Source organism: Pseudomonas sp. Pseusp10, assembly GCF_059492225.1.
Window position 1 is genome coordinate 6,245,270 of record NZ_CP168528.1, and the last position, 19,736, is coordinate 6,265,005.

A 19,736-nucleotide genomic window follows, 5' to 3' on the forward strand; every position below is an offset into this window, starting at 1 on the left:
CACAGTGTTTAACCAGGCTCGATCTCGGTTTTTTCTTGTTTAAAATTCCCCAAGAGCGTCTTACATCCAGTCGTAAATTTCCCGCGAAATTTGAACGAGGCGTTTATTCAAACCCTTGTTAGCCGCCAGTAGACTCGCGGTCATGAAAAAGAACACTAGCGGCCCACGCTTCAAAGCGCTCCTCGAAGCAGCGAGCATCACGACCACCGGATTTGCCGAATTTCTGGATACGGCTCCACAAAATGTACATAACTGGTACACCCGTGGTGTGCCCGCCCATTGCATGGAAGAAGTCGCCAGAAAACTCTCCGTCAGCAGCGACTGGCTGAAAACCGGCGAAGGCTCGAAAGACGCCCAACACCTGCGCCTGCTCGACGTATCCGGCAACACCTTCGATGCCCAGACCATACGCGGTGTCTACACGGTCATCGAGCCTGTCGACGTCGAATTGCCTTTGTACAAAGAAGCTGTCATCGCCCCGGGCTCCAACAAAACCCACGTCATAGAAGACCCCGGGCAATCCATCCGCCTGCCCCGCAACCACCTTGATTCCCTGGAAATCAACCACGCCGACGCCATCTGTGCCGTCATGAGCGGTAATAGCATGGGCGAGAAAATTGAAGACGGTTCGACCCTGGCGATTGACCGTGGCTTGACCCAGATTATCGATGGCGAGATCTACGCCATCGAACATGACGGCATGCTACGCATCAAGTACCTGCACCGCCTACCGGGCAACTCCCTGCGACTGCGCAGCCACAACCGCGCCGAGTACCCGGATGAAATCTTCAGGGCCGCACAAATCGAAGAGCAGAACATCAGGGTGCTGGGTTGGGTGTTCTGGTGGTCGACCCTGAACAAACGGCGGCCGGCGGTGCCATTTCTTTAAGCGCTCCTGAACCTCCAACGGCCACCCACCCGGGTAGCCGAACGGCTCTGCATGGCACTTCCCGCTGGGAATTTCCGTCAAACCTGCGTATGCTGCGCCCCACATTTGCGCATCGACCCGCCCCGCGGCTCAGATGCACTGACCTGACAGATGACTTTCTCACCAGGTCCCACAGCCGGACGCAAGATCCGGGTGTACGTTTTGAAGGCTGGCGCGGTTTACCAAAAATGATCCAAGCCAGTCCCCGAGAAGCCGGCCACAAGCCGGCTTTTTAATTGCCCAAAATAATCCCGTCCCATCCAGGAATCCTCCCGACAGCCTAGCTATTCCGGGCGCTTCAGGCATTCCCCTGTCCGATGGTGTTCAACGCCATTTGTAGGGGGCCGGCGAACACACCTTCCGCGCCTGGCCGATGAGGGTAAGTAAGCCGGCATGACCGGATTTGATCTTGAGGTGGTGGAATGCGGGCGTTTTGAGAGTTGAGCCAGCGCCTTCGAGCGCCCCTGCGGCCGAGTCGCTCGAAGGTGCTCTGGTTACTTCAGGTTGCCGCTGAGGAACTGCTGCAGGCGTTCGCTTTTGGGGTTGCCCAATACGTCCTCGGGTGCGCCCTGCTCTTCGACCCGCCCCTGGTGCAGGAACAGCACCTGGTTCGACACTTTGCGCGCAAAGCTCATTTCGTGGGTCACCATGATCATGGTGCGGCCTTCTTCGGCCAGGCCCTGGATCACCTTGAGCACTTCGCCCACCAGTTCCGGGTCCAGGGCCGAAGTCGGCTCGTCGAACAGCATGATCTCCGGTTCCATGCTCAGGGCACGGGCAATGGCGACCCGCTGTTGCTGGCCACCCGAGAGGAACGCCGGGTATTGGTCGGCCACCCGCGACGGCAGGCCCACCTTGTCCAGGTAACGCCGGGCGCGCTCCTCTGCATCCTTCTTGCTGACGCCCAGCACCCGGCGTGGGGCCATGGTGATGTTTTCCAGCACCGTCATGTGGCTCCACAGGTTGAAGTGCTGGAACACCATCGCCAGGCGAGTACGGATGCGTTGCAGTTCATTGGCGTCGGCCACACGCATGCCGTGGCGGTCATGAACCATTTGAATCGGCTGGTTGTCCAGGCTCATGGCGCCGTCGTTGGGCGTTTCCAGGAAGTTGATGCAACGCAGAAAGGTGCTCTTGCCCGAACCACTGGCGCCGATCAGGCTGATGACGTCGCCGGTCTTGGCGTTTAGCGAAACGCCCTTGAGGACTTCATGGTTGCCGTAGCTTTTGTGCAGGTTTTCAACGGTCAGTTTGTACATGAACAAGCATCCTGAATTAGTGAGCCGGGCCGAGGAAAGACAACCAGCGGCGTTCAGCCAGGCGGAACAGGCCGACCAGAGAGAAAGTGACTGCCAGGTAGATCAACGCGGCGATGCCGAAGGACTGGAAGGTCAGGAAAGTCGCCGAGTTGGCGTCCCGTGCGACTTTCAGGATGTCCGGGATGGTCGCGGTGAAGGCCACGGTGGTCGAGTGCAGCATCAGAATCACTTCATTGCTGTAGTAAGGCAGCGAACGACGCAGGGCTGACGGCATGATCACGTAGGCATACAGCTTCCAGCCGGTCAGGCCGTAAGCCTTGGCGGCCTCGACTTCGCCGTGGTTCATGCTGCGAATGGCCCCGGCGAAGATCTCCGTGGTGTAGGCGCAGGTGTTCAGGGCGAAGGCCAGGATGGTGCAGTTCATCGCATCGCGAAAGAACGCATCCAGTACTGGCTGAGCGCGCACGGCGGCCAGGCTGTAAATGCCGGTGTAACAAATCAGCAGCTGAATATAGAGTGGCGTCCCCCGAAACAGATAGGTGTAGAACTGCACCGGCCAGCGCACCCAGACATTGGTTGAGACCCGGGCAATCGACAGCGGGATCGACATCACGAAGCCGAAGAAGATCGAGGCGCTGAGTAGCCAGAGGGTCATGGCCAGCCCGGTGATGTGATTGCCGTCCTGGAACAGGAAAGGTTTCCAGTATTCCTGCAGTAGCTCGATCATCGCACGGCCTCCCGGGTGCCTGCGGCGTAGAAGATTTCCATCCGGCGCAAGACGTAGTTCGAAACGGTGGTTATCACCAGATAGATCAAGGCGGCCAGCAGCAGGAAGAAGAACAGCTGATAGGAACTCTTGCCCGCGTCCTGGGCCACCTTGACCAGATCGGCCAGGCCAATGATCGACACCAGCGCGGTGGCCTTGAGAATCACCATCCAGTTGTTGCCGATGCCCGGCAGGGCAAAGCGCATCATTTGCGGGAACACCACTAAGCGAAAGCGCTGGGCTCGGGTCAGGCCGTAGGCGGTAGCCGCTTCCATCTGCCCTCGCGGTACGGCGAGGATGGCGCCGCGGAAGGTTTCAGTGAAATACGCCCCGTAGATGAAGCCCAGGGTAATGACCCCGGCACTGAAGGGGTTGATCTCGATGTATTCCCATTCCATGAAATCGGTAAACGAAGTCAGCCAGGTTTGCAGGCTGTAGAAAATCAGCAGCATCAGCACCAGGTCCGGCACTCCGCGGATCAGCGTGGTGTAGGCCTGCGCAGGGACGCGCAGCAGTGCTGATTTCGAAAGCTTGGCACTGGCGCCGATCAGGCCCAGGCCAACGCTTACCAGCAAGCACAGAAAGGATAATTTGACAGTCATCCACGAGCCTTGCAGCAGCAGAGGGCCGAAGCCCTTGAGGCTGAAGCCTGACAGCCCCAGAATCGTCAACAGGTTTTCTAACATTGGGCAGCCCTACATCAATCCGAAAAGCGCCCATCCGCAAATGAGCGCAGGGTCATTATTTGCCGCTGTAGAGATTCAGATCGCCAAAGTGTTTCTGCTGGACGGCCGCATAGGTGCCATTGTCGTGCAGCGCCTTGATACCTTTGTTCAGCAAGGCCTGGAGTTCGGCGTTGCCTTTGGTCAGACCCACGGCGGTTTTGGCTGGCAGTAGCGGGCTTTCGACCGGCTCGCCGACTTGGAAGTCGGCGCCTGGTGGCGACTTCAGGAAGCCCAGCTCGGCTTGCAGCATGTCCTGGATTGAGGCATCGAGGCGTCCGGAGATCAGGTCAGCGTACACCTGGTCCTGATTGGCGTAGGCCTGGGTCTCTACGCCTGCCTTGTCCAACACCGCCTTGGCGTAGGCTTCCTGGATGGTGCCTTGCTCGTAGCCGACTTTCTTGCCCTTGAGGGAGGCCGGATCGGTGCCGATGGCCGCGCCTTTCTTGAATACCAGCGCGGTCGGGCCAGAGAACAGCTCATTTGAGAAATCGATGACTTTCTCACGCGCTGGCGTGGCGGTCATGGAAGAGATCACGCCGTCGAACTTGTTGGCCTTGAGGCCAGGAATCATGCCGTCGAAGTCACTTTCGACCCATTTGCACTTGACCTTCAGCTCAGCGCAGATCGCGTTGCCCAAGTCGATATCGAAGCCCACCAGGCTGCCATCGGCAGCCTTGGATTCGAACGGCGCATAAGAGGGGTCGACGCCAAAACGCAACTCCTTGTACTCCTTGGCCAGCGCAGAACCGGCAGCCATACACAAAGCCAATGCAGAAATGGTGAGAAATGCTTTTTTCATTGTTTTATTCCCAGGGACCATCGAAAGCGCTTGTGCCGCAAGAGCGCATGTACTGCGTGGCGATATGTCCTATGCACACGCAGATACTTGTACAGACAAGCATATGCAATCACCCGGCCAATTCGCGGGTTGGGCGTTTGAGAAAGCGCGTACAGCCCTCTGCGATGGGCTTGGCAGGCAGGTGAGTGTAGAGGTTGGGGTAGCTGCCGGGCTGTTACCGAAGCAAGTTTTTACACCCGGCTGGGGTATGCGGTAACAAAGTGTGAGATCAAGGACGCCGACTTTTCTGGCTAAACCCGTGAGCGACCTCTTGTACCTCAACCTCACGGATAGCTGAACGATTTCACCAACGTCAACTCCCCCACCGCACGCATCGGCACCGGGAACGTTTCCATTTTTTCGCTCGGCGTTCCCTCCTCGGTAATCACTGTCACCTGCGCCGTGGTCAGCGCTTGCACCGCGTCTTCCTGCCCCTCTTCATCACTGCTGTACCCGCCGCCGAAGTAGTTCACATACACCAGATATTGCCCCTTGATTGGCGCGGGCATGGCGAAGATTTCCGGGCCGTAGCCAGTGGTGACGTCGACGTCGAGCGCCGCGCCATTGGGGGCTACGCGGTCGCCGTACCAGATGTGCGCGCCGTCGGGGGTGATCAGGTGCAGGTCGAGGTCGGTATTGTCGCTGTCCCAGGACAACAACACGCGTAGTTTGGCCGGGGTCGCACCGCCGCTACTGTTGAGGAATTGCGTGCGGTGGCGTTGTTGGCCATCAGGGCTGCGCACCTCGACACTGTTGCTGCCATTGGGGAATGAGAACGGGCGATCGAAGCGGCCTGCCGGGTCGATTTTCAGCGGCATGCTCACCCCGTTGACGATCAGCCGGCCGGGCTCTGCGGATTTGGCTGTGGCTTTGATCTGGCCGCTGATACGAGCGGTGTTGGCCTGCCCTGTCGGGGTGTTCACCGACGAGGCCGGGTAGTTGACGGTCTGCCGGAAGTTTTCCCCTTCGCCCTCGGACGCGCCAGTGCGCCAGCCGCCTGCGGGGGTGTCGAGTTTGACGCTGTCCGCTGCCATCGCCCACGGCAATGCCGTCAGCGAAAGGAGAAACAGCAAGACCTGTGGATAACGGAGTTTCATGGCCTATTCCAGCAAGAGGTGGCGGGCGAGCCCTTCGATGTAGGTTTCATCCTGGCCATTGGGGTGCGCTTCGAAGGCCAGGTGCAGGTATTCGTGGGTCAGGTCGAGGCGGTCTTGCAGCGTCTGCGCGCCGCGCACGTAGATGCGCTGGCGTTCGCGGTCGACATAGGGGCGGCCGAAGGCCAGCCGGCATACGGCGAAGCTACTGACTTCGTTGTAGCCGGTTTCGCTTTCAAGTTTCTGGCGCCAACCGCGCCGTTGTTTCTGCAGCCAGGCCTGCGCGGCGGGCAAGGCTTCGCAGGACGCGACCGGGTTGTCCCAGCGACTGAGACTGGCGCGTGGGTAGGCGTGCAGCAGGATGGCATCGTAGCGCTGGCCGGCACGGGCCTGTTCGACGGCTTGCTGCCAGGACAGTTTGTCCGGGCCGGGTTGATCGGAATGGTAGGTGACGGAGCTGCCAGCCAGGATCAGGTCGCTGGTCCACGCGGCAATGTCGCGTGATTCGGGCGACGCCGGACGCGGTGCGACCCGCTGACGGCTGCTGCTGTCGTCAATGCTCAGGCAGTCACCGCTATGCGTCGCGTTTTGCAGCAGGTACGTGCGGATGGCCACGGCCAGGGCTTTGGCGGCCTCGACCGGTTCGGCACTGGCTTCGCGCTGGAGCACACGGGCGACGTACTCTTCGCGATCCAGTCGCGCGACAAGTTTGTCGTTGAACAGAAACAGTTCGCCGTCGCTGTGAATATCCAGCGCATTACCATTGGCGAATTCGACGCGGTAGTCACCCTGCAACGCCCCGGAGGACACCACACTGCCCTCTGACAGCACGCGCTTGAGTGGATAGCGGGAGAACAGGTCGACCTCTACACATTTCCCGGCATCCACAGGCCATGCAACAGGAATCACCGTAGACAATGCCTGGGTGTAATCACGCAGTACCCGCTGACTGGTGCCCCGTCCTCCGGCCCAGATCGGTGTACCGTCCGCCGCCCAACCAGCGAATCCGCCCTGGCGCGACGCGCCATCCTGATCAGCCAGCCAGCTCCAGGTCTTCACGCGCAAACGGCTACCGAGCGCGCCGACGACGTTGCCATCGGCGGCATTAAGTACAACGTCGAGCAGCACACGCCGGGCCTGATCCTGTGCCGGCAGCACGGCCAACACCTTCAACAGTTCTGCCACCGAAACCCGTGTAGCCGGTTGCAACGACGGTAAATCCAACAGCCATTGCGGTGCTTGATGCGCCTGCCAATACGCCCGCCAACCTGCATCGCTGATGCCCAGTCGCGCGGGTTCGAAATACAAACCGCATGACTTCACCAACGCCTGATCGCGCTCGATCCTGCCGCCCGCCGTGCAGCAATAAACCTCTTCCTTCGACTGGCCGCGACATTCATAAGCTGGCTCATGTGCGCCGGTATCCGCCAGCCAGGCGTAGACGAACAACTTCCACACACTGCCCAGCGGCGTCTGCAACGTCGGCGGCAACGACTCGCGGGCGATCACCTGCGTCCGGCTCAGCGACAGCAAATCGCCGTTGAAGGCCAGGCGCAGCGGTTCGTCCTGTGCCGTCGCCAGCACAGGAATCAAACACAGCAGCCAACCCACCAGCAGCCTGTGCACCTCAGTGAACCGTGACCTGGCCAAGGGCTGCCTTTTGTTCCAGTGCCTGATGCTGTGGCGCATAAACCTGAGTGAAACGCACCGGCGGCAAGTTGAACTGGCCCTTCTGCGAGAAACGCACCAAATGCCGCAGACGCAATTCACCACTCAAGGCATCGACCGGAATGGCGTAAGCCATTTGCCCAGGTTCGAAACGCGCCTTCTCCAGCGCCGTCGGCTCGGTGCCGACCTTGCCCATGAGCTTGATGCCCCAGGTCGTGCGCTCGACATCGGCGCCGGGGGGCAGCGGCACTTCAAGCATGCCGTAGCGCAGCGGTCTGGCGGCTTTGCTGGTGACGATCACTTCGTCGAGATAGAGGTTGTCGCTCGAAAGCGGCGCGCTGCCGACCGCTTCGAGTTTGAAGGTGAAGGCTTCATCCCCCGGCACCAGTCGCGATAGGCGACGGGTGATGGTCACGGCCATCGGATCGACCACCGGTTGCTGGCTGCGGTAGCTCAACGCAGCGCGCAGCGGACGCTCTTGCGCGCCGGTCAGCGTCAATACCGTCGGCACTGGCGCAGGCCCCTGCCACGTCCAATACATCTCACCAGAAACCCCGTACTGTTTCTTCCAGCCTTCACCCGGCGCCAATGCAATGGTGGGCGATGCCTGCTCGATGCTGCGTTGCAGCCAGATCAACGCCAGCGCCCGTTCCAGTGTCGATTGCTGTGGCAGCAAGCGTTGCAGCAAGGCCTGGGCGTGAACCTGATCGAAGGGTTGCAGCGACAGGTTCAGCGCTTCGGCAAACGGCTGGGAACTGACCGCCAGACGTTGCTGCGCGTCGGCCAGTTGCCGATTGAACGCGTCCGGCAAAACGACCTTCGATTGCCTGGCCAGCGATGCCGTCAGCACTCGTGCGGCAGCCAGCCCCAAGGCTGAATCCGGATCGCTCATGACAAGGCTGTCTTCGCCGTCCTCCATCAGGTTTGCGGCCGTGCCCTCGCCTGCTTTCGCCAGGTCTTCCAGCAAGCCACTGAGCAAGGTGTTGACCGGCAACTGCATCTGTTTGGCGAACGACAGGATCAGCGCCCGCTGCAACAGTGGTGTGTTGTTCGCCTGTTTGGCGTAGACCTCCAGCACCCGCTGCCAATGCTCCGGCGGCAGGCTCAGTTCCAGCACCCGGCTGGCGTGCCAGTCGGCGTAATAGGCGTAAGCGGTGAGGAACGCATCCGGCTCGCCGTCCATGCCCCACCAGGTGAAACACGCCGAAGGACCGGCCATTTGCACCAGGCGCAGGCGACTGTTTTGCATGATCAGGCGCAAGCGATCGCGGATCTGCGGATTCGCCGCCAGTGTCGGGTAGGCGATGCTCAACGGCAACAGACGACTGGCGGTCTGTTCAACGCCGCCGTAGGGGTAGCTCAACAGATCGTCGAGTGCAGAGCGGAACAACGCTTGCGGACTGTCGTCCAGACGCAGGCGGATATCGCTGGCGTCTGTCGGCAATGTCAGCGGCGTATCGCCCTCACCCACATCAAGGCTCCGGGTTTGAGTCACCTGCCAGCCTTCACCGGTCGCGCTCAGGTGCACCGTCAACGCGTCAGCGGCTTTGCCGTCCTGCACCAGCTCGGCGTTCCACTCGCCATCCGCCAGTTCAAATGCCGGCAACGGGATGTAGTTGATCCCGCTGTTCAGGGTCACGGGCACGCGCTGTTCGTTGCCGGCGTAACGGGTCACCAGTTCGGCCTTGACCGGGTTCTCGGCCTGGCTGAAGGCGAACACACCGAGGTCCGGTTTGTCGCCGGCGCGGAATCGGGTCGGGCCGCTCCACTTCAGGTACAGCGGTTTTTCCGAGCGTACGAATTGCTTCTTCTGCCCGACCTGACCGTCATCGGCGATGGCCCTGGCGGTGATGCGCCAGCGGGTCAGGGAATCAGGCATCTTGAAGGTGAAGCGGGTTTTGCCGTTGGCATCGGTCAGCAATTCAGGTTGCCAGGCAGCCGTGTCGACATCCTCGCGACGCGGCCGCTCCAGCACTTTCACGCCGCGCTCACTGCGATTGGCTTTGCCCGGTGCACCGGGGCTGCCCGGCAAGGCAACGTCATAACTGATGAACGACAAACTGGCGCTGGTGCGCACATTATTGCGCCGCGGGTGATAGAAGAACTGGTCGATGCTCGGCGCGACCTCAGGTTGCAGGGCGTAGACCATTTCATCGACCACGCTGACCGTCAGGTGCGCGGGAATCGGCTTGCCGGCGAACCCGGTACTCAGGTCCACCGAGACGGTTTCACCCGGCTGGTAGGTTTCTTTATCGGTGACGATGGCCACGTCGATCTGTGGCGTGATCACCTTGATGCCAGCGTTCTGGAAACTGTACTGGCCGCCCTTGGTGTACAGCACCGAGAAGGTCAGGTTCGGCGCGAAACCTTCCTTCACCGGGATGCGCGCGCGGTATTGGGTATCGCTGAGTTTTTCCATCTTCAGCCAGTCGCCGCTCCTGGAAAGTAACGCGGTGGCTTCGACCTTGTCGCGCTCCAGAGATAGCAGCGCATCGCTCACGGGTTCCGGGAAAGTGATCAGCGCCAGCGCTTCATCGCCTGGGATGTACTCGGGCTTGTCGAGGACGATTTCCACGGTGCCGGGTACGGCTTTGACACCGTCGCCGGTGACCGAATGCCCGGTGGCGCCGACCACGCGACCGTGGTCATCCTTGAGTGTCAGGTTGTAGGTGCCCGGTCGGTCAAAGGCCAGTGTGAAACCTTTGTCGGTTGCCGCGAGTTTGCCTTCGCCGGTGCTCTGGTCTTCCAGGCGTACCCAGCCGTAGCTGCCTGGCGTAACTGCGTCGGCCTGCTCGCCTTCGCGGGTGTAGCTGAACGCAACCTTGTCGCCCACCGCGCTGAAGCGCCGGGGTGCGCTCAAGCGAAAATTCGCCGCGCCACGGTCGATGAGGATTTCCTTGGTGGTTTTCACGCGATACGCCGCACCGTCGCTGGCGAACACGGTCAGCATGTAGCGACTCGGTTTGTCAGCGGCCGGCAAGTCGAGGGACGCGCTGCCCTTGGCGTCGGTGGTCAGTTCGGTACTGGTCAGCTCCACCGGGAATTGCCCGAGGTATTGCAGTTCGTTGTCGACCATCGACAGCTGTTGGGAGCGCAGGCTCAGGCTCAATTTCGCATTGGCCACCGGTTTGCCGTCCGGGTACAGCAGCACCAGATTGCCCTTGACTGGCTCGCCCGTGCGGTAATCCTGCCTGGCCAGATTGAGTGAAATCTCGAAGTGCGGCTTGATGTATTCGGCGACGCGAAAGGCGCTGCTGTAAGCCTGGTCCTTGTAACTGAAACGCAACTCATAACCACCGGCCACGGCGTTGTCCGGCAACTGGAATCGGCCCTGGGTGCCAGCCTTGGAATCGAGCTTCAATTCGAGGGATTGCAGCGCCGTACCGGTTGCATCGAGCACAGTCACGTTGACGTCGGCAGCGCTTGGCTGCACCGAGTCCCGGGCATTCTTGAATTCACGCCCGACGATTTTCAGCGACACCCAATCCCCCGGTCGATACAGCGGCCGGTCGGTGAAGGCATAGAGTTTGGTGTCGTAGATTTCGCTGTCGTAGTAGAAGTTTTCCGAGACGAACACTCCGCCCTCTTCGTCCTCGCCGATCACGAACGAACGCTCGGGGCTGACGTGTTTCAAGCGCAGCAAGCCGTCGCTATCCGTGGCGCCGCTGCTCATTACGCCGAGGCCATCGGTCCACAACACATTGACCTTCGGCACCGGGCTGCCTTCGTGTTTGCGCGCGGCCCACACCAGCAATTCGTCACCGGCAATCTTGCTCACCGCCACGGTGTTGGAGACGAACACCATGGTGGTCGCGCGGTACTTGCCGATCAGTGCTTCCACCAGATAAAGACCCGGTTTGAGATTGCCCAACGGGATGTACACGTTGCCCGGCGCAACGCTGACGAACTCGCTGGAAGACCCGGCCAGGTTCACCCCTGTCGGTGGCTGGATCGGCTTGGCCTGCCACAACGGATAACGGAACTGGCTGACCACCGGCAAACCCGGTATCAGCGCGAATTGCGGCTGCGCATCGTAGGGCGTTGGCGCGGCCATCGCATTGCCCATCTTCAGTTCCGGCACTTCCTCGGTGACTTGTTTACGCGACTCGTAGGTAAACGCCCGCTGCATCACCCGACGGGATTTGCGATACCAGTTGTCCCACAGGTACGCGAGCGTGTTCGACAGGCCTTCACCCTTGAACTGGCCATCGCTGACCACCCGATGCAGGTTCTTCTGGCGCTTGAGGAAATCCAGCGGCTTGTCGATGCGATACACCCGAATGTCGGCGCCGCCGTAGGGCTCCATGCGAAACCGGCGATAGTCGCGGCCCGGTGCTTCGAGGCGCACCATCGCCTGTTCATCGCTGGCAAAACTGCTGTCGGCCAGCAGGAAAAAACTCTCGCCGGCCACTGGCGCATAGCCGCTGGACGGGACCGAATCTTCGGCGTTAACCACCGAGCAAGGCAGCACCAATACCAACATCAGAGACAGAAAACGCAGCATGCGGGCACCGGTCATTGGGAGAGAAAACTCAGTCGATAGACGCCGATGAAGTTGGGGTTGGCTGCGTCGGGTATCCATCTGGTGTCCTTCCATGTCATGAGTTGCTGCAGGCTTGCCGAACGCATGCCGTTGTCGGTGGGTGTGGTGGTGCCGGTGTGATAGGCGATGTAGCGGCCCATCCAGATCATCAGGTGCTGGTCGTCGCCCTGATCGAAAAACATCAGGTCGCCCGGTCGCGCCTGCGACACATCGCGGCTGACCAGATGGCTGTTGAACTGGATCAACTTGATCGCGTTGACGTAAGGCCCAACCTTGCCGCCACCCTGCTGCCATTGCTGCGCAAGACCGCGCTGGGCATCGCTCAATTGCAGCTCCGGCGGCAGGTAACGATTGGACAGTCCATTGCTGCGCAGCCATTTGTCGTCATGGACTTTCAGCGCTTCATTGGCGGCAAAACGCACCAGCCCGGCGCAGTCTTGCTGATACCAACGGGGGCTCGGGCCCTGGCTGAGTTGCTCCTGGGCGATGCGCACGAACCAGGCGCGGAACACCTGGGACTGCTGCGGGTCGAGCGGCGGCGTCTCGACAGCGCGGGCGCCCGCGCTCAGCAACAGCGCCAACAGGCCGAGACTTCGGATCAATGCCGTCACAGCGCTTTCCACTCCAGCGGCAACCACTGCCAGTGGCCGTCGGGCTCGCTGCCTTTGGGCAAGGTCAGGGCGTATTTGCCGTAGCCGCCGAGCTTGCGCAATTTCGGGATCAGGTAGGTTTGCGCGGCGTTGTAGAACACCGGTTCCATGTCCTGGGGCAGGCTGTCGAGGGTTTCCTGTTGCATCAGTTGCGCCATGGAATCCGGGCCGATATAGACCGGCATCAGCAGGTCTTTGGGCACCACGTCGGCCATTGGCGGGAAGCGTTTGTCGAGGGTACCGAGAGCCTTGTCCAGCAGCTTGTCGTCGAGGGAAAACAGCAGCGTCGAACCGTGGCGTGCCAGGCTGACTTTCATGAACGCCTTGCCGGTGATGGCATCGGGGTCTTCGGCCTCTTTGGCCGCATAGGGACCAAAACTGGAGCTGACCTGACGCTGCCACTGGTGACTCTGGCCTGCCTGTTTTTCCACCACCGGGAAGGCACCGTCTTCGACGTTGTTCTCGTAGGCGCCGACCATCGAGCCGAACAGGTTGCCCAGATCCCCATCGAGTTTGCCGCTGTCGTCATCGTTGAGGCTGGCCACCAGCAAGGGCGTGTACAGCCGCGAATCGGCATACCAGCACAGGCCCGCCGCGCCGGCCATGTGTTCGATCAATGCTTGGGCGACTTTCTCCTCTGCGCCGAGTTTCACCAGCAGCGGTTTCTGTTGTTCGGCAGCCAGTGGCAACGCCACGCAAGCGCTGGCTCCCATGGGCATGGCTTGCCAGATCGGTTTGAAATCGAAGTCCGGCTGATCTTCCAGTTCATCCATGGCCAGAAAGCTGTGCCAACCCGTGTCGTCCATGTCAAAGCGCAGGCCGGCAAAGTTCGGAATGAAACGCTGGTAACCCATGGCCAGCACACTGGCGTTCACCGACAGGCGTTGCTTCACCTGCGGCGCACGCGGTGACAGGCCGAAGGCTTCGGGGAACAGTTTGTCGCCATTGAGCAGGGCTGCGATGGCTTGGGTCGAAACGCTGCCGTTTTCCTGTGCAGCACCGCTTTGCGGGTCGTAGAGTTTCGCCGGGTTGGACAGCACCACCAGTTTGTCGCCATGGGACGCGAACAGCAGCGCCTTGCTGGCGTTGTAGTTGAGTTGATAGAGCGCCACGTCGTCGATACCGACTTTCACGTCAGCGACTTTGCTCAACTGCGAGTCGTCCAGCGCCACTTTGGCCAGCGGCTCCAGCACCTTGGCCAGACCGCCGCGATCCATCACCAGCAGGAAATCCTTGAGCCGCCCATCCGCCCCGCGCCACAACGCTACGTCGGCAGGCTGATCGAACAGTTGCTCGATCAGGGTGTCCTGCAACTTCAGGTCATGTTCGTAGATGATCCGCCGCAAGCTGCCGATCAAACCCAGGCGATCGGCGTGGGATTCGTAATAGAAGACGAAATCTTCAGTCAGGGTTTCCTTGAGGAACGGCACTGCCAGCAAGTCCTTGGGCAGTTGGCTCAGGGAATGGGTTTCCAGCAAGCCATCCGGGCGGCTCATGCCCAGTTTGTCACTGGCCAACACAGGTGCCGGGGCCTTGGGCTTGTGCATTAACCACCCCAACCCACCGGCCACGCCAACGATCAGGCATATCCCGATCAGCAGCGTCGGCCAATGCAGGGAAGGTTTGGTCGCTGGCGCGCCAGCAGCCGGAGTAACAGTGCTATCACTCATGTTCACAAAACCCGAATTTCATCCGTGGAGCGGGGATGCTTAATAGTTGAAAGTCTTGACCAGCAGCAGGTCGCCGATTGCGCGCAGGGGCACGATGAACGTCTCGCGTTTTTCATCGACGGTGTTTTCGTTGAGCACCAGGTTGATCTGCGAGGTAATCACCTCGTTCTGGTTGCTGGTCTCATCGAAGTTATAGCCGCCGCTGCCGAAGTTGCCCCAATAGTTCACGTAAACCAGATAGGTGCCATGCAGCGGTGCGGTCATGGTGAACATTTCCGGACCCGGGCCATCGACGCCGTCAGGGTCGAGGCCACCGCCATTGGTCAAGGCTGAGTGCGCCCAGAAGGCATGCTGGCCATCGGGCGTGACAATATGCAGGTCGAGCTCGGCTTTCGGATCGTCCCAACCCAGCACCACGCGAATCCTTGCCGGTGTGCGCAGGTTGTTGGCTTCATAGAATTGAACACGCTTGAGGGACTGGCCTTCGGCACTGCGCACTTCGACGCTGTTGGAACCGGCACCAAACGCATACGGCCGGGCGAAACGCCCTTGGTCGTCGGTGTAGAGGTTCAGCGGATTGCCGTTGACCGCCAACGTGTGCGGCCCGCGCTGAGTGCCGATGGCCTTGAGTCGGCCTTCGATCATCGTGCGATTGCGCTGCACGCCTCGGTCAATCGGCGGCGTGGGATAGGCGACTTGCGGGTTATCACTGCGATCCAGCAAGCCGTTGTAACGCCAGCCACCCACCGGCTCCGACAACTCGGCATCCGGCGCGGCCAGAATCACGGGCACGACAGCCAACCCGATCAGCAGCAAAAGAAATGAGCGCATGTGACGCCTCCTGGCATGCATGACGAAACCTTGCGCCTGATCCTGGGCGCGTTACAGATGTGGAGACTGCATTTCGTCTGAAAGACCCGTGACTGCCAGGTCGTATAGGGCTCGAAGGTTAGCCATTCAGGTGTTTTTTAACAATCGGATGGCTCGGAAATTGCGGTGGATATCACGGTAGCGGGTGGACGGTGAGCCGAATAAGTATCATATTCGGCTCATTATGTGAGCCGAATATCCTTTCCAATCGGCTCATCCCCCTCCAGAGCATCAAATTCATGACACCTCAATGGATATGGCAGCAGCCTGATTGGCCGGAGTTCACCTGGAGTGCCGAACGCTTGGCGCCCTTGTTACGCGAGTGCGTTCAAGCACAAGGTCGGCTAATGGGCATGGCCAGTTCCGTGGACAGTTCGCTGAGCGCGCAAAGTGAGCTGGATGCGTTGTTGCAAAACATCGTCACCTCATCGGCCATTGAAGGTGAACAACTGAATGTCGGCTCCGTTCGTTCGTCGCTGGCTCGACGCTTGGGTCTGAATCTGGTTGATGGCGACAGGGTTAGCCAACGCAGTGAAGGTCTTGCGCAATTGATGCTCGATGCTACGCAGCATTTCGCTGAACCGCTGACGCTGGATCGTTTGCTGGACTGGCATGAATGGTTGTTTCCGGAGCAGGACGGCGACCTCGCCGCCCGGACGATACGTGTCAGTGCATTGCGAGGTGATGAACCGATGCAAGTCGTCTCCGGTCGTCTCGACAAGCCGACCGTGCACTTCGAAGCGCCGCCTCGACTGGGCCTTGAACGTCAACTCGAAATCTTCCTCGACTGGTTTGAGAGCGGCCGAAGTCAGGGCGGGCTCGACCCATTGCTGCGTGCTGGCATCGCACACTTCTGGTTTGTCACGCTCCATCCTTTTGACGACGGCAATGGTCGCCTCACGCGCACCATCACCGACATGGCATTGGCGCAGGGCGAGTCTCAGGCGATTCGTTTTCACGCAATGTCGGCAAGCATTCTTGAAGATCGCACCGGTTACTACCGGGTATTGGAAACGAGTCAAAAGGCTACGACCGATGTCACTGTGTGGCTGGAGTGGTTCCTGCAAACCCTTCTGCGCAGCCTGCAACAAGCCATGACACGGATCGACAGTGTGCTGGGCAAGGCGCGATTCTGGCAGGCGCACCAGACATCCGGGCTGTCGGCCGAACAAACCAAGGTGCTGAATCGCTTGCTCGATGGCGGCGAAAGAGGCTTCGAGCACGGTATCAGTGCGGCTCAATACCAGGCCGTCGCCAAAGTATCCAAAGCGACCGCGACTCGTCATCTGACCGAACTGCTGAACAAAGACTGCCTGCAACGCCTGCCCGGGGGTGGGCGCAGTACTCGGTACCAGATCAAATATCCCGACGAGGCGCAATCCTGAGCACTGAAACCATTGCACCAATCACCCCGCTCATTTGCCCATAAACCCCCTATCTGCTAGTGTCGCGCCGGTTTAACGTCAACCGGAAATCGCCGCCATGGCCCGCAAAAAAGCTGCACTGGATTTCGAACAGTCCCTCGCCGACCTGCAAACGCTGGTGGAGCGTCTGGAGAATGGCGAATTGTCGCTGGAAGACTCGCTGGCCGCTTTCGAGCAAGGCATCGGTCTGACCCGCGATTGCCAGGCGGCGCTGGCCCAGGCCGAGCAAAAGGTTCAGGTGCTGCTCGAGCGTGATGGCGAGTTGGCCGAGGAACCCTTCGACGCGGATCAGCCAGAATGATTGCAGCGTACTCGGCAACCAGCCAGGCTCGTGTCAATGCGGCCCTGGAAACCCTGTTCACGGCACCGAGCCCGGAGCTGGCGCGGCTGTACGAGGCCATGCGCTACAGCGTGATGAATGGCGGCAAACGCGTGCGTCCACTGCTGGCCTACGCCGCGTGCGAAGCGTTGGGCGGCAAGGCCGAGCAAGCCAACGGCGCGGCCTGTGCGGTGGAACTGATCCACGCCTACTCGCTGGTGCATGATGATTTGCCGGCCATGGACGATGACGATCTGCGTCGCGGCCAGCCAACCACCCACAAGAAATTCGATGAAGCCTGCGCGATCCTCGCCGGCGACGGCTTGCAGAGCCTGGCCTTCAGCGCCCTGCTCGACCCACGCTTGAGCACTTCGCAGGCCGAAATCCGCCTGCAAATGGTCAGCGCCCTGGCTCTGGCGGCAGGCCCGGCGGGCATGGTCGGCGGTCAGGCCATCGACCTCGGCTCGGTCGGCCTGAAGCTCGACCAGAAAGCCCTGGAATACATGCATCGGCACAAGACCGGCGCGTTGATCGAGGTCAGCGTCAAACTCGGCGCATTGGCCAGCGGCTGCGCCGAGAAAGACGAACTCAAGTCCCTGCAGACTTATGCACAGGCCATCGGCTTGGCATTCCAGGTCCAGGACGACATTCTCGACGTCGAAAGCGATACCGAAACCCTCGGCAAACGCCAGGGCGCCGACATTGCTCGGGACAAACCGACCTACCCGGCCCTGCTCGGCCTCGACGCCGCCAAGGCCTATGCCCTGGAATTGCGCGACCAGGCCCTGCACGCACTGCGACCGTTTGACGCGGCAGCCGAGCCGTTGCGTGATCTGGCCCGGTATATCGTCGATCGCCGCAGTTGACGGCGTATCCGCCAAAAAAAACCAACGCGTGGGCAGGGGACGAAGCATCAGGTAAACTGCCGCATCTTTTATACCTATAACGATTCGCCTGATGCCCACGACGTTTCATGAGATTCCCCGCAAGCGCCCGACCACGCCCCTGCTCGACCGCGCGAACACGCCGGACGGCCTGCGCCGGTTAGGCGAAGCCGAGCTGGAAACCCTGGCCGATGAGTTGCGCCTGGAATTGCTCTACACGGTCGGCCAGACCGGTGGGCATTTCGGTGCCGGCCTGGGCGTGATCGAGCTGACCATCGCGCTGCATTACGTCTTCGACACCCCGGACGACCGGTTGGTGTGGGACGTGGGTCACCAGGCTTATCCGCACAAGATCCTCACCGGTCGTCGCGAGCGCATGGGCACCCTGCGTCAGAAGGACGGCGTCGCTGCCTTCCCGCGCCGCTCCGAGAGCGAGTACGACACCTTTGGTGTCGGCCACTCCAGCACATCGATCAGTGCCGCGCTGGGCATGGCGATTGCCGCCCGCCTGCAAAATAGCGAGCGCAAGGCGATCGCAGTGATCGGCGACGGCGCGTTGACCGCGGGCATGGCGTTCGAGGCGCTGAACCATGCGCCGGAAGTGGATGCCAACATGCTGGTGATCCTCAACGACAACGACATGTCGATCTCGCGCAACGTCGGTGGCTTGTCGAACTATCTGGCGAAGATCCTTTCCAGCCGCACCTACGCGAGCATGCGCGAGGGCAGCAAGAAAGTGCTGTCGCGCCTGCCCGGTGCCTGGGAAATCGCCCGCCGCACCGAAGAATATGCCAAAGGCATGCTGGTTCCCGGCACGCTGTTTGAAGAGCTGGGCTGGAACTACATCGGTCCGATCGATGGCCACGACCTGCCGACCCTGATCGCCACCCTGCGCAACATGCGCGATCTGAAAGGCCCGCAGTTCCTGCACGTCGTCACCAAGAAAGGCAAAGGCTTCGCCCCGGCGGAAGTCGATCCGATCGGTTACCACGCCATCACCAAACTCGAACCTCTGGACGCTCCGGCCGCTGCGCCGAAAAAGGCCAGTGGGCCGAAATATTCCGGTGTGTTCGGTGAATGGCTGTGCGACATGGCGGCGGCCGATCCACGTCTGGTCGGGATTACCCCGGCGATGAAGGAAGGCTCGGACCTGGTCGCTTTCAGCGAACGTTTCCCGCTGCGCTACTTCGACGTAGCCATTGCCGAGCAGCACGCCGTCACCCTCGCGGCCGGCATGGCCTGCGAAGGCGCCAAACCCGTGGTGGCCATCTATTCGACCTTCCTGCAGCGCGGCTACGACCAACTGGTGCATGACGTCGCCGTGCAGAATCTCGACGTACTGTTCGCCATCGACCGCGCCGGTCTGGTGGGCGAAGACGGTCCGACCCACGCCGGCAGTTTCGACCTGTCGTTCCTGCGTTGCATCCCGGGCATGCTGGTGATGACCCCGAGCGATGAAAACGAGCTGCGCAAAATGCTCACCACCGGCCACCTGTATGAAGGCCCGGCGGCCGTGCGCTATCCACGCGGCAATGGCCCGAACGCGACCATCGAGAAAGACCTCGAACCGATCGAGATCGGCAAGGGTGTGATTCGCCGCCAGGGCAGCAAAGTCGCCCTGCTGGTGTTCGGCGTGCAACTGGCCGAAGCCCTTAAAGTCGCCGAGACGCTGGACGCGACCGTGGTCGACATGCGTTTCGTCAAACCGCTCGATGAAGCACTGGTTCGCGAAATCGCCGGTAGCCACGAGCTACTGGTGACCGTCGAAGAAAACGCGATCATGGGCGGTGCCGGTGGCGCAGTCAGCGAGTTCCTCGCTCGCGAGAACATCCTCAAGTCGATGCTGCACCTGGGCTTGCCGGACATTTACGTCGAACACGCCAAGCCTGCGCAAATGCTGGCCGAGTGTGGGCTGGATGAAGCCGGGATCGAGGCTTCGATCCGCGAGCGCCTGCAACTGCTCAACATCTAAACGCAAAACCCTGTGGGAGCGAGCTTGCTCGCGATGGCGGCCTGTCAGTCGACTCAAATGCTGACTGATACACCGCTATCGCGAGCAAGCTCGCTCCCACAGTGGCTTTCAGCGTCTATCAAAACT

General features: G+C 60.7%; 15 protein-coding genes. 5 read left to right on the forward strand and 10 right to left on the reverse strand.

Features of this window, described 5'->3' with window-relative positions:
* Positions 1–142 precede the first annotated feature (142 nt).
* Entirely contained in the window at positions 143–889 is a 747-nt protein-coding gene (locus tag ACEN8Z_RS28425; protein ID WP_495596355.1) for a LexA family transcriptional regulator, read from the forward strand.
* Between the two features lie 533 nt (positions 890–1,422).
* On the opposite strand, the gene ACEN8Z_RS28430 is transcribed toward ACEN8Z_RS28425, so the two are convergent.
* The 10 genes from ACEN8Z_RS28430 to ACEN8Z_RS28475 all read right to left on the reverse strand — a co-directional run bounded on the left by ACEN8Z_RS28430 (position 1,423) and on the right by ACEN8Z_RS28475 (position 14,972).
* The gene (locus tag ACEN8Z_RS28430; protein WP_116263859.1) at positions 1,423–2,187 is read right to left on the reverse strand and encodes an ABC transporter ATP-binding protein; all 765 of its coding nucleotides are present in this window, start codon (positions 2,185–2,187) and stop codon (positions 1,423–1,425) included.
* Between the two features lie 16 nt (positions 2,188–2,203).
* Entirely contained in the window at positions 2,204–2,914 is a 711-nt protein-coding gene (locus ACEN8Z_RS28435; protein WP_007994172.1) for an ABC transporter permease, read from the reverse strand.
* Positions 2,911–3,639, reverse strand: a complete 729-nt coding sequence (locus tag ACEN8Z_RS28440; RefSeq protein WP_007994171.1) for an ABC transporter permease — start codon at positions 3,637–3,639, stop codon at positions 2,911–2,913. Before ACEN8Z_RS28440 ends, ACEN8Z_RS28435 begins: the two co-directional genes overlap by 4 nt.
* Before the next feature lie 55 nt (positions 3,640–3,694).
* Positions 3,695–4,477, reverse strand: a complete 783-nt coding sequence (locus tag ACEN8Z_RS28445; protein WP_495596356.1) for a transporter substrate-binding domain-containing protein — start codon at positions 4,475–4,477, stop codon at positions 3,695–3,697.
* A gap of 323 nt (positions 4,478–4,800) precedes the next feature.
* On the reverse strand, positions 4,801–5,613 hold the full coding sequence (locus ACEN8Z_RS28450) for a YfaP family protein (RefSeq protein ID WP_495596357.1): 813 nt from the start codon (positions 5,611–5,613) through the stop codon (positions 4,801–4,803).
* Positions 5,614–5,616: 3 nt separating this feature from the next.
* Positions 5,617–7,236, reverse strand: coding sequence for a DUF2300 domain-containing protein (locus tag ACEN8Z_RS28455; RefSeq protein ID WP_495596358.1), 1,620 nt, complete (start codon positions 7,234–7,236; stop codon positions 5,617–5,619).
* 1 nt (position 7,237) lies between these two features.
* A complete protein-coding gene (locus ACEN8Z_RS28460) occupies positions 7,238–11,797 on the reverse strand; it encodes an alpha-2-macroglobulin family protein (RefSeq protein WP_495596359.1) in 4,560 nt (1,519 codons plus the stop codon).
* On the reverse strand, positions 11,794–12,432 hold the full coding sequence (locus ACEN8Z_RS28465; protein WP_495596360.1) for a DUF1175 domain-containing protein: 639 nt from the start codon (positions 12,430–12,432) through the stop codon (positions 11,794–11,796). The genes ACEN8Z_RS28460 and ACEN8Z_RS28465 overlap by 4 nt, the downstream gene beginning before the upstream one ends.
* Complete coding sequence (locus ACEN8Z_RS28470; RefSeq protein ID WP_495596361.1) at positions 12,429–14,141, reverse strand: DUF2138 domain-containing protein; 1,713 nt, start codon at positions 14,139–14,141, stop codon at positions 12,429–12,431. The genes ACEN8Z_RS28465 and ACEN8Z_RS28470 overlap by 4 nt, the downstream gene beginning before the upstream one ends.
* A gap of 39 nt (positions 14,142–14,180) precedes the next feature.
* Positions 14,181–14,972 (reverse strand): YfaP family protein, encoded by a 792-nt coding sequence (locus ACEN8Z_RS28475; protein WP_495596362.1) that lies wholly within the window; start codon positions 14,970–14,972, stop codon positions 14,181–14,183.
* Between the two features lie 278 nt (positions 14,973–15,250).
* Between ACEN8Z_RS28475 and ACEN8Z_RS28480 the strand changes: the two genes are divergently transcribed.
* The 4 genes from ACEN8Z_RS28480 (at position 15,251) to dxs (ending at position 19,610) form a co-directional block, all read left to right on the forward strand.
* The gene (locus ACEN8Z_RS28480) at positions 15,251–16,396 is read left to right on the forward strand and encodes a Fic family protein (protein WP_495598204.1); all 1,146 of its coding nucleotides are present in this window, start codon (positions 15,251–15,253) and stop codon (positions 16,394–16,396) included.
* Between the two features lie 97 nt (positions 16,397–16,493).
* Positions 16,494–16,736, forward strand: a complete 243-nt coding sequence (locus ACEN8Z_RS28485) for an exodeoxyribonuclease VII small subunit (protein WP_007970180.1) — start codon at positions 16,494–16,496, stop codon at positions 16,734–16,736.
* Positions 16,733–17,620, forward strand: coding sequence for a (2E,6E)-farnesyl diphosphate synthase (gene ispA / locus ACEN8Z_RS28490; protein ID WP_495596363.1), 888 nt, complete (start codon positions 16,733–16,735; stop codon positions 17,618–17,620). Before ACEN8Z_RS28485 ends, ispA begins: the two co-directional genes overlap by 4 nt.
* 91 nt (positions 17,621–17,711) lie before the next feature.
* Positions 17,712–19,610, forward strand: coding sequence for a 1-deoxy-D-xylulose-5-phosphate synthase (gene dxs, locus ACEN8Z_RS28495; RefSeq protein WP_116263848.1), 1,899 nt, complete (start codon positions 17,712–17,714; stop codon positions 19,608–19,610).
* Positions 19,611–19,736: the final 126 nt, after the last annotated feature.

Coding starts and splice junctions, on each gene's coding strand:
- ACEN8Z_RS28435 (WP_007994172.1), bottom strand. CDS start 2,914: ATGATCGAGCTACTGCAGGAATACTGGAAACCTTTCCTGTTCCAGGAC.
- ACEN8Z_RS28430 (WP_116263859.1), bottom strand. CDS start 2,187: ATGTACAAACTGACCGTTGAAAACCTGCACAAAAGCTACGGCAACCAT.
- ACEN8Z_RS28425 (WP_495596355.1), top strand. CDS start 143: ATGAAAAAGAACACTAGCGGCCCACGCTTCAAAGCGCTCCTCGAAGCA.
- ACEN8Z_RS28460 (WP_495596359.1), bottom strand. CDS start 11,797: ATGACCGGTGCCCGCATGCTGCGTTTTCTGTCTCTGATGTTGGTATTG.
- ACEN8Z_RS28445 (WP_495596356.1), bottom strand. CDS start 4,477: ATGAAAAAAGCATTTCTCACCATTTCTGCATTGGCTTTGTGTATGGCT.
- dxs (WP_116263848.1), top strand. CDS start 17,712: ATGCCCACGACGTTTCATGAGATTCCCCGCAAGCGCCCGACCACGCCC.
- ACEN8Z_RS28475 (WP_495596362.1), bottom strand. CDS start 14,972: ATGCGCTCATTTCTTTTGCTGCTGATCGGGTTGGCTGTCGTGCCCGTG.
- ACEN8Z_RS28480 (WP_495598204.1), top strand. CDS start 15,251: ATGACACCTCAATGGATATGGCAGCAGCCTGATTGGCCGGAGTTCACC.
- ACEN8Z_RS28440 (WP_007994171.1), bottom strand. CDS start 3,639: ATGTTAGAAAACCTGTTGACGATTCTGGGGCTGTCAGGCTTCAGCCTC.
- ispA (WP_495596363.1), top strand. CDS start 16,733: ATGATTGCAGCGTACTCGGCAACCAGCCAGGCTCGTGTCAATGCGGCC.
- ACEN8Z_RS28470 (WP_495596361.1), bottom strand. CDS start 14,141: ATGAGTGATAGCACTGTTACTCCGGCTGCTGGCGCGCCAGCGACCAAA.
- ACEN8Z_RS28485 (WP_007970180.1), top strand. CDS start 16,494: ATGGCCCGCAAAAAAGCTGCACTGGATTTCGAACAGTCCCTCGCCGAC.
- ACEN8Z_RS28450 (WP_495596357.1), bottom strand. CDS start 5,613: ATGAAACTCCGTTATCCACAGGTCTTGCTGTTTCTCCTTTCGCTGACG.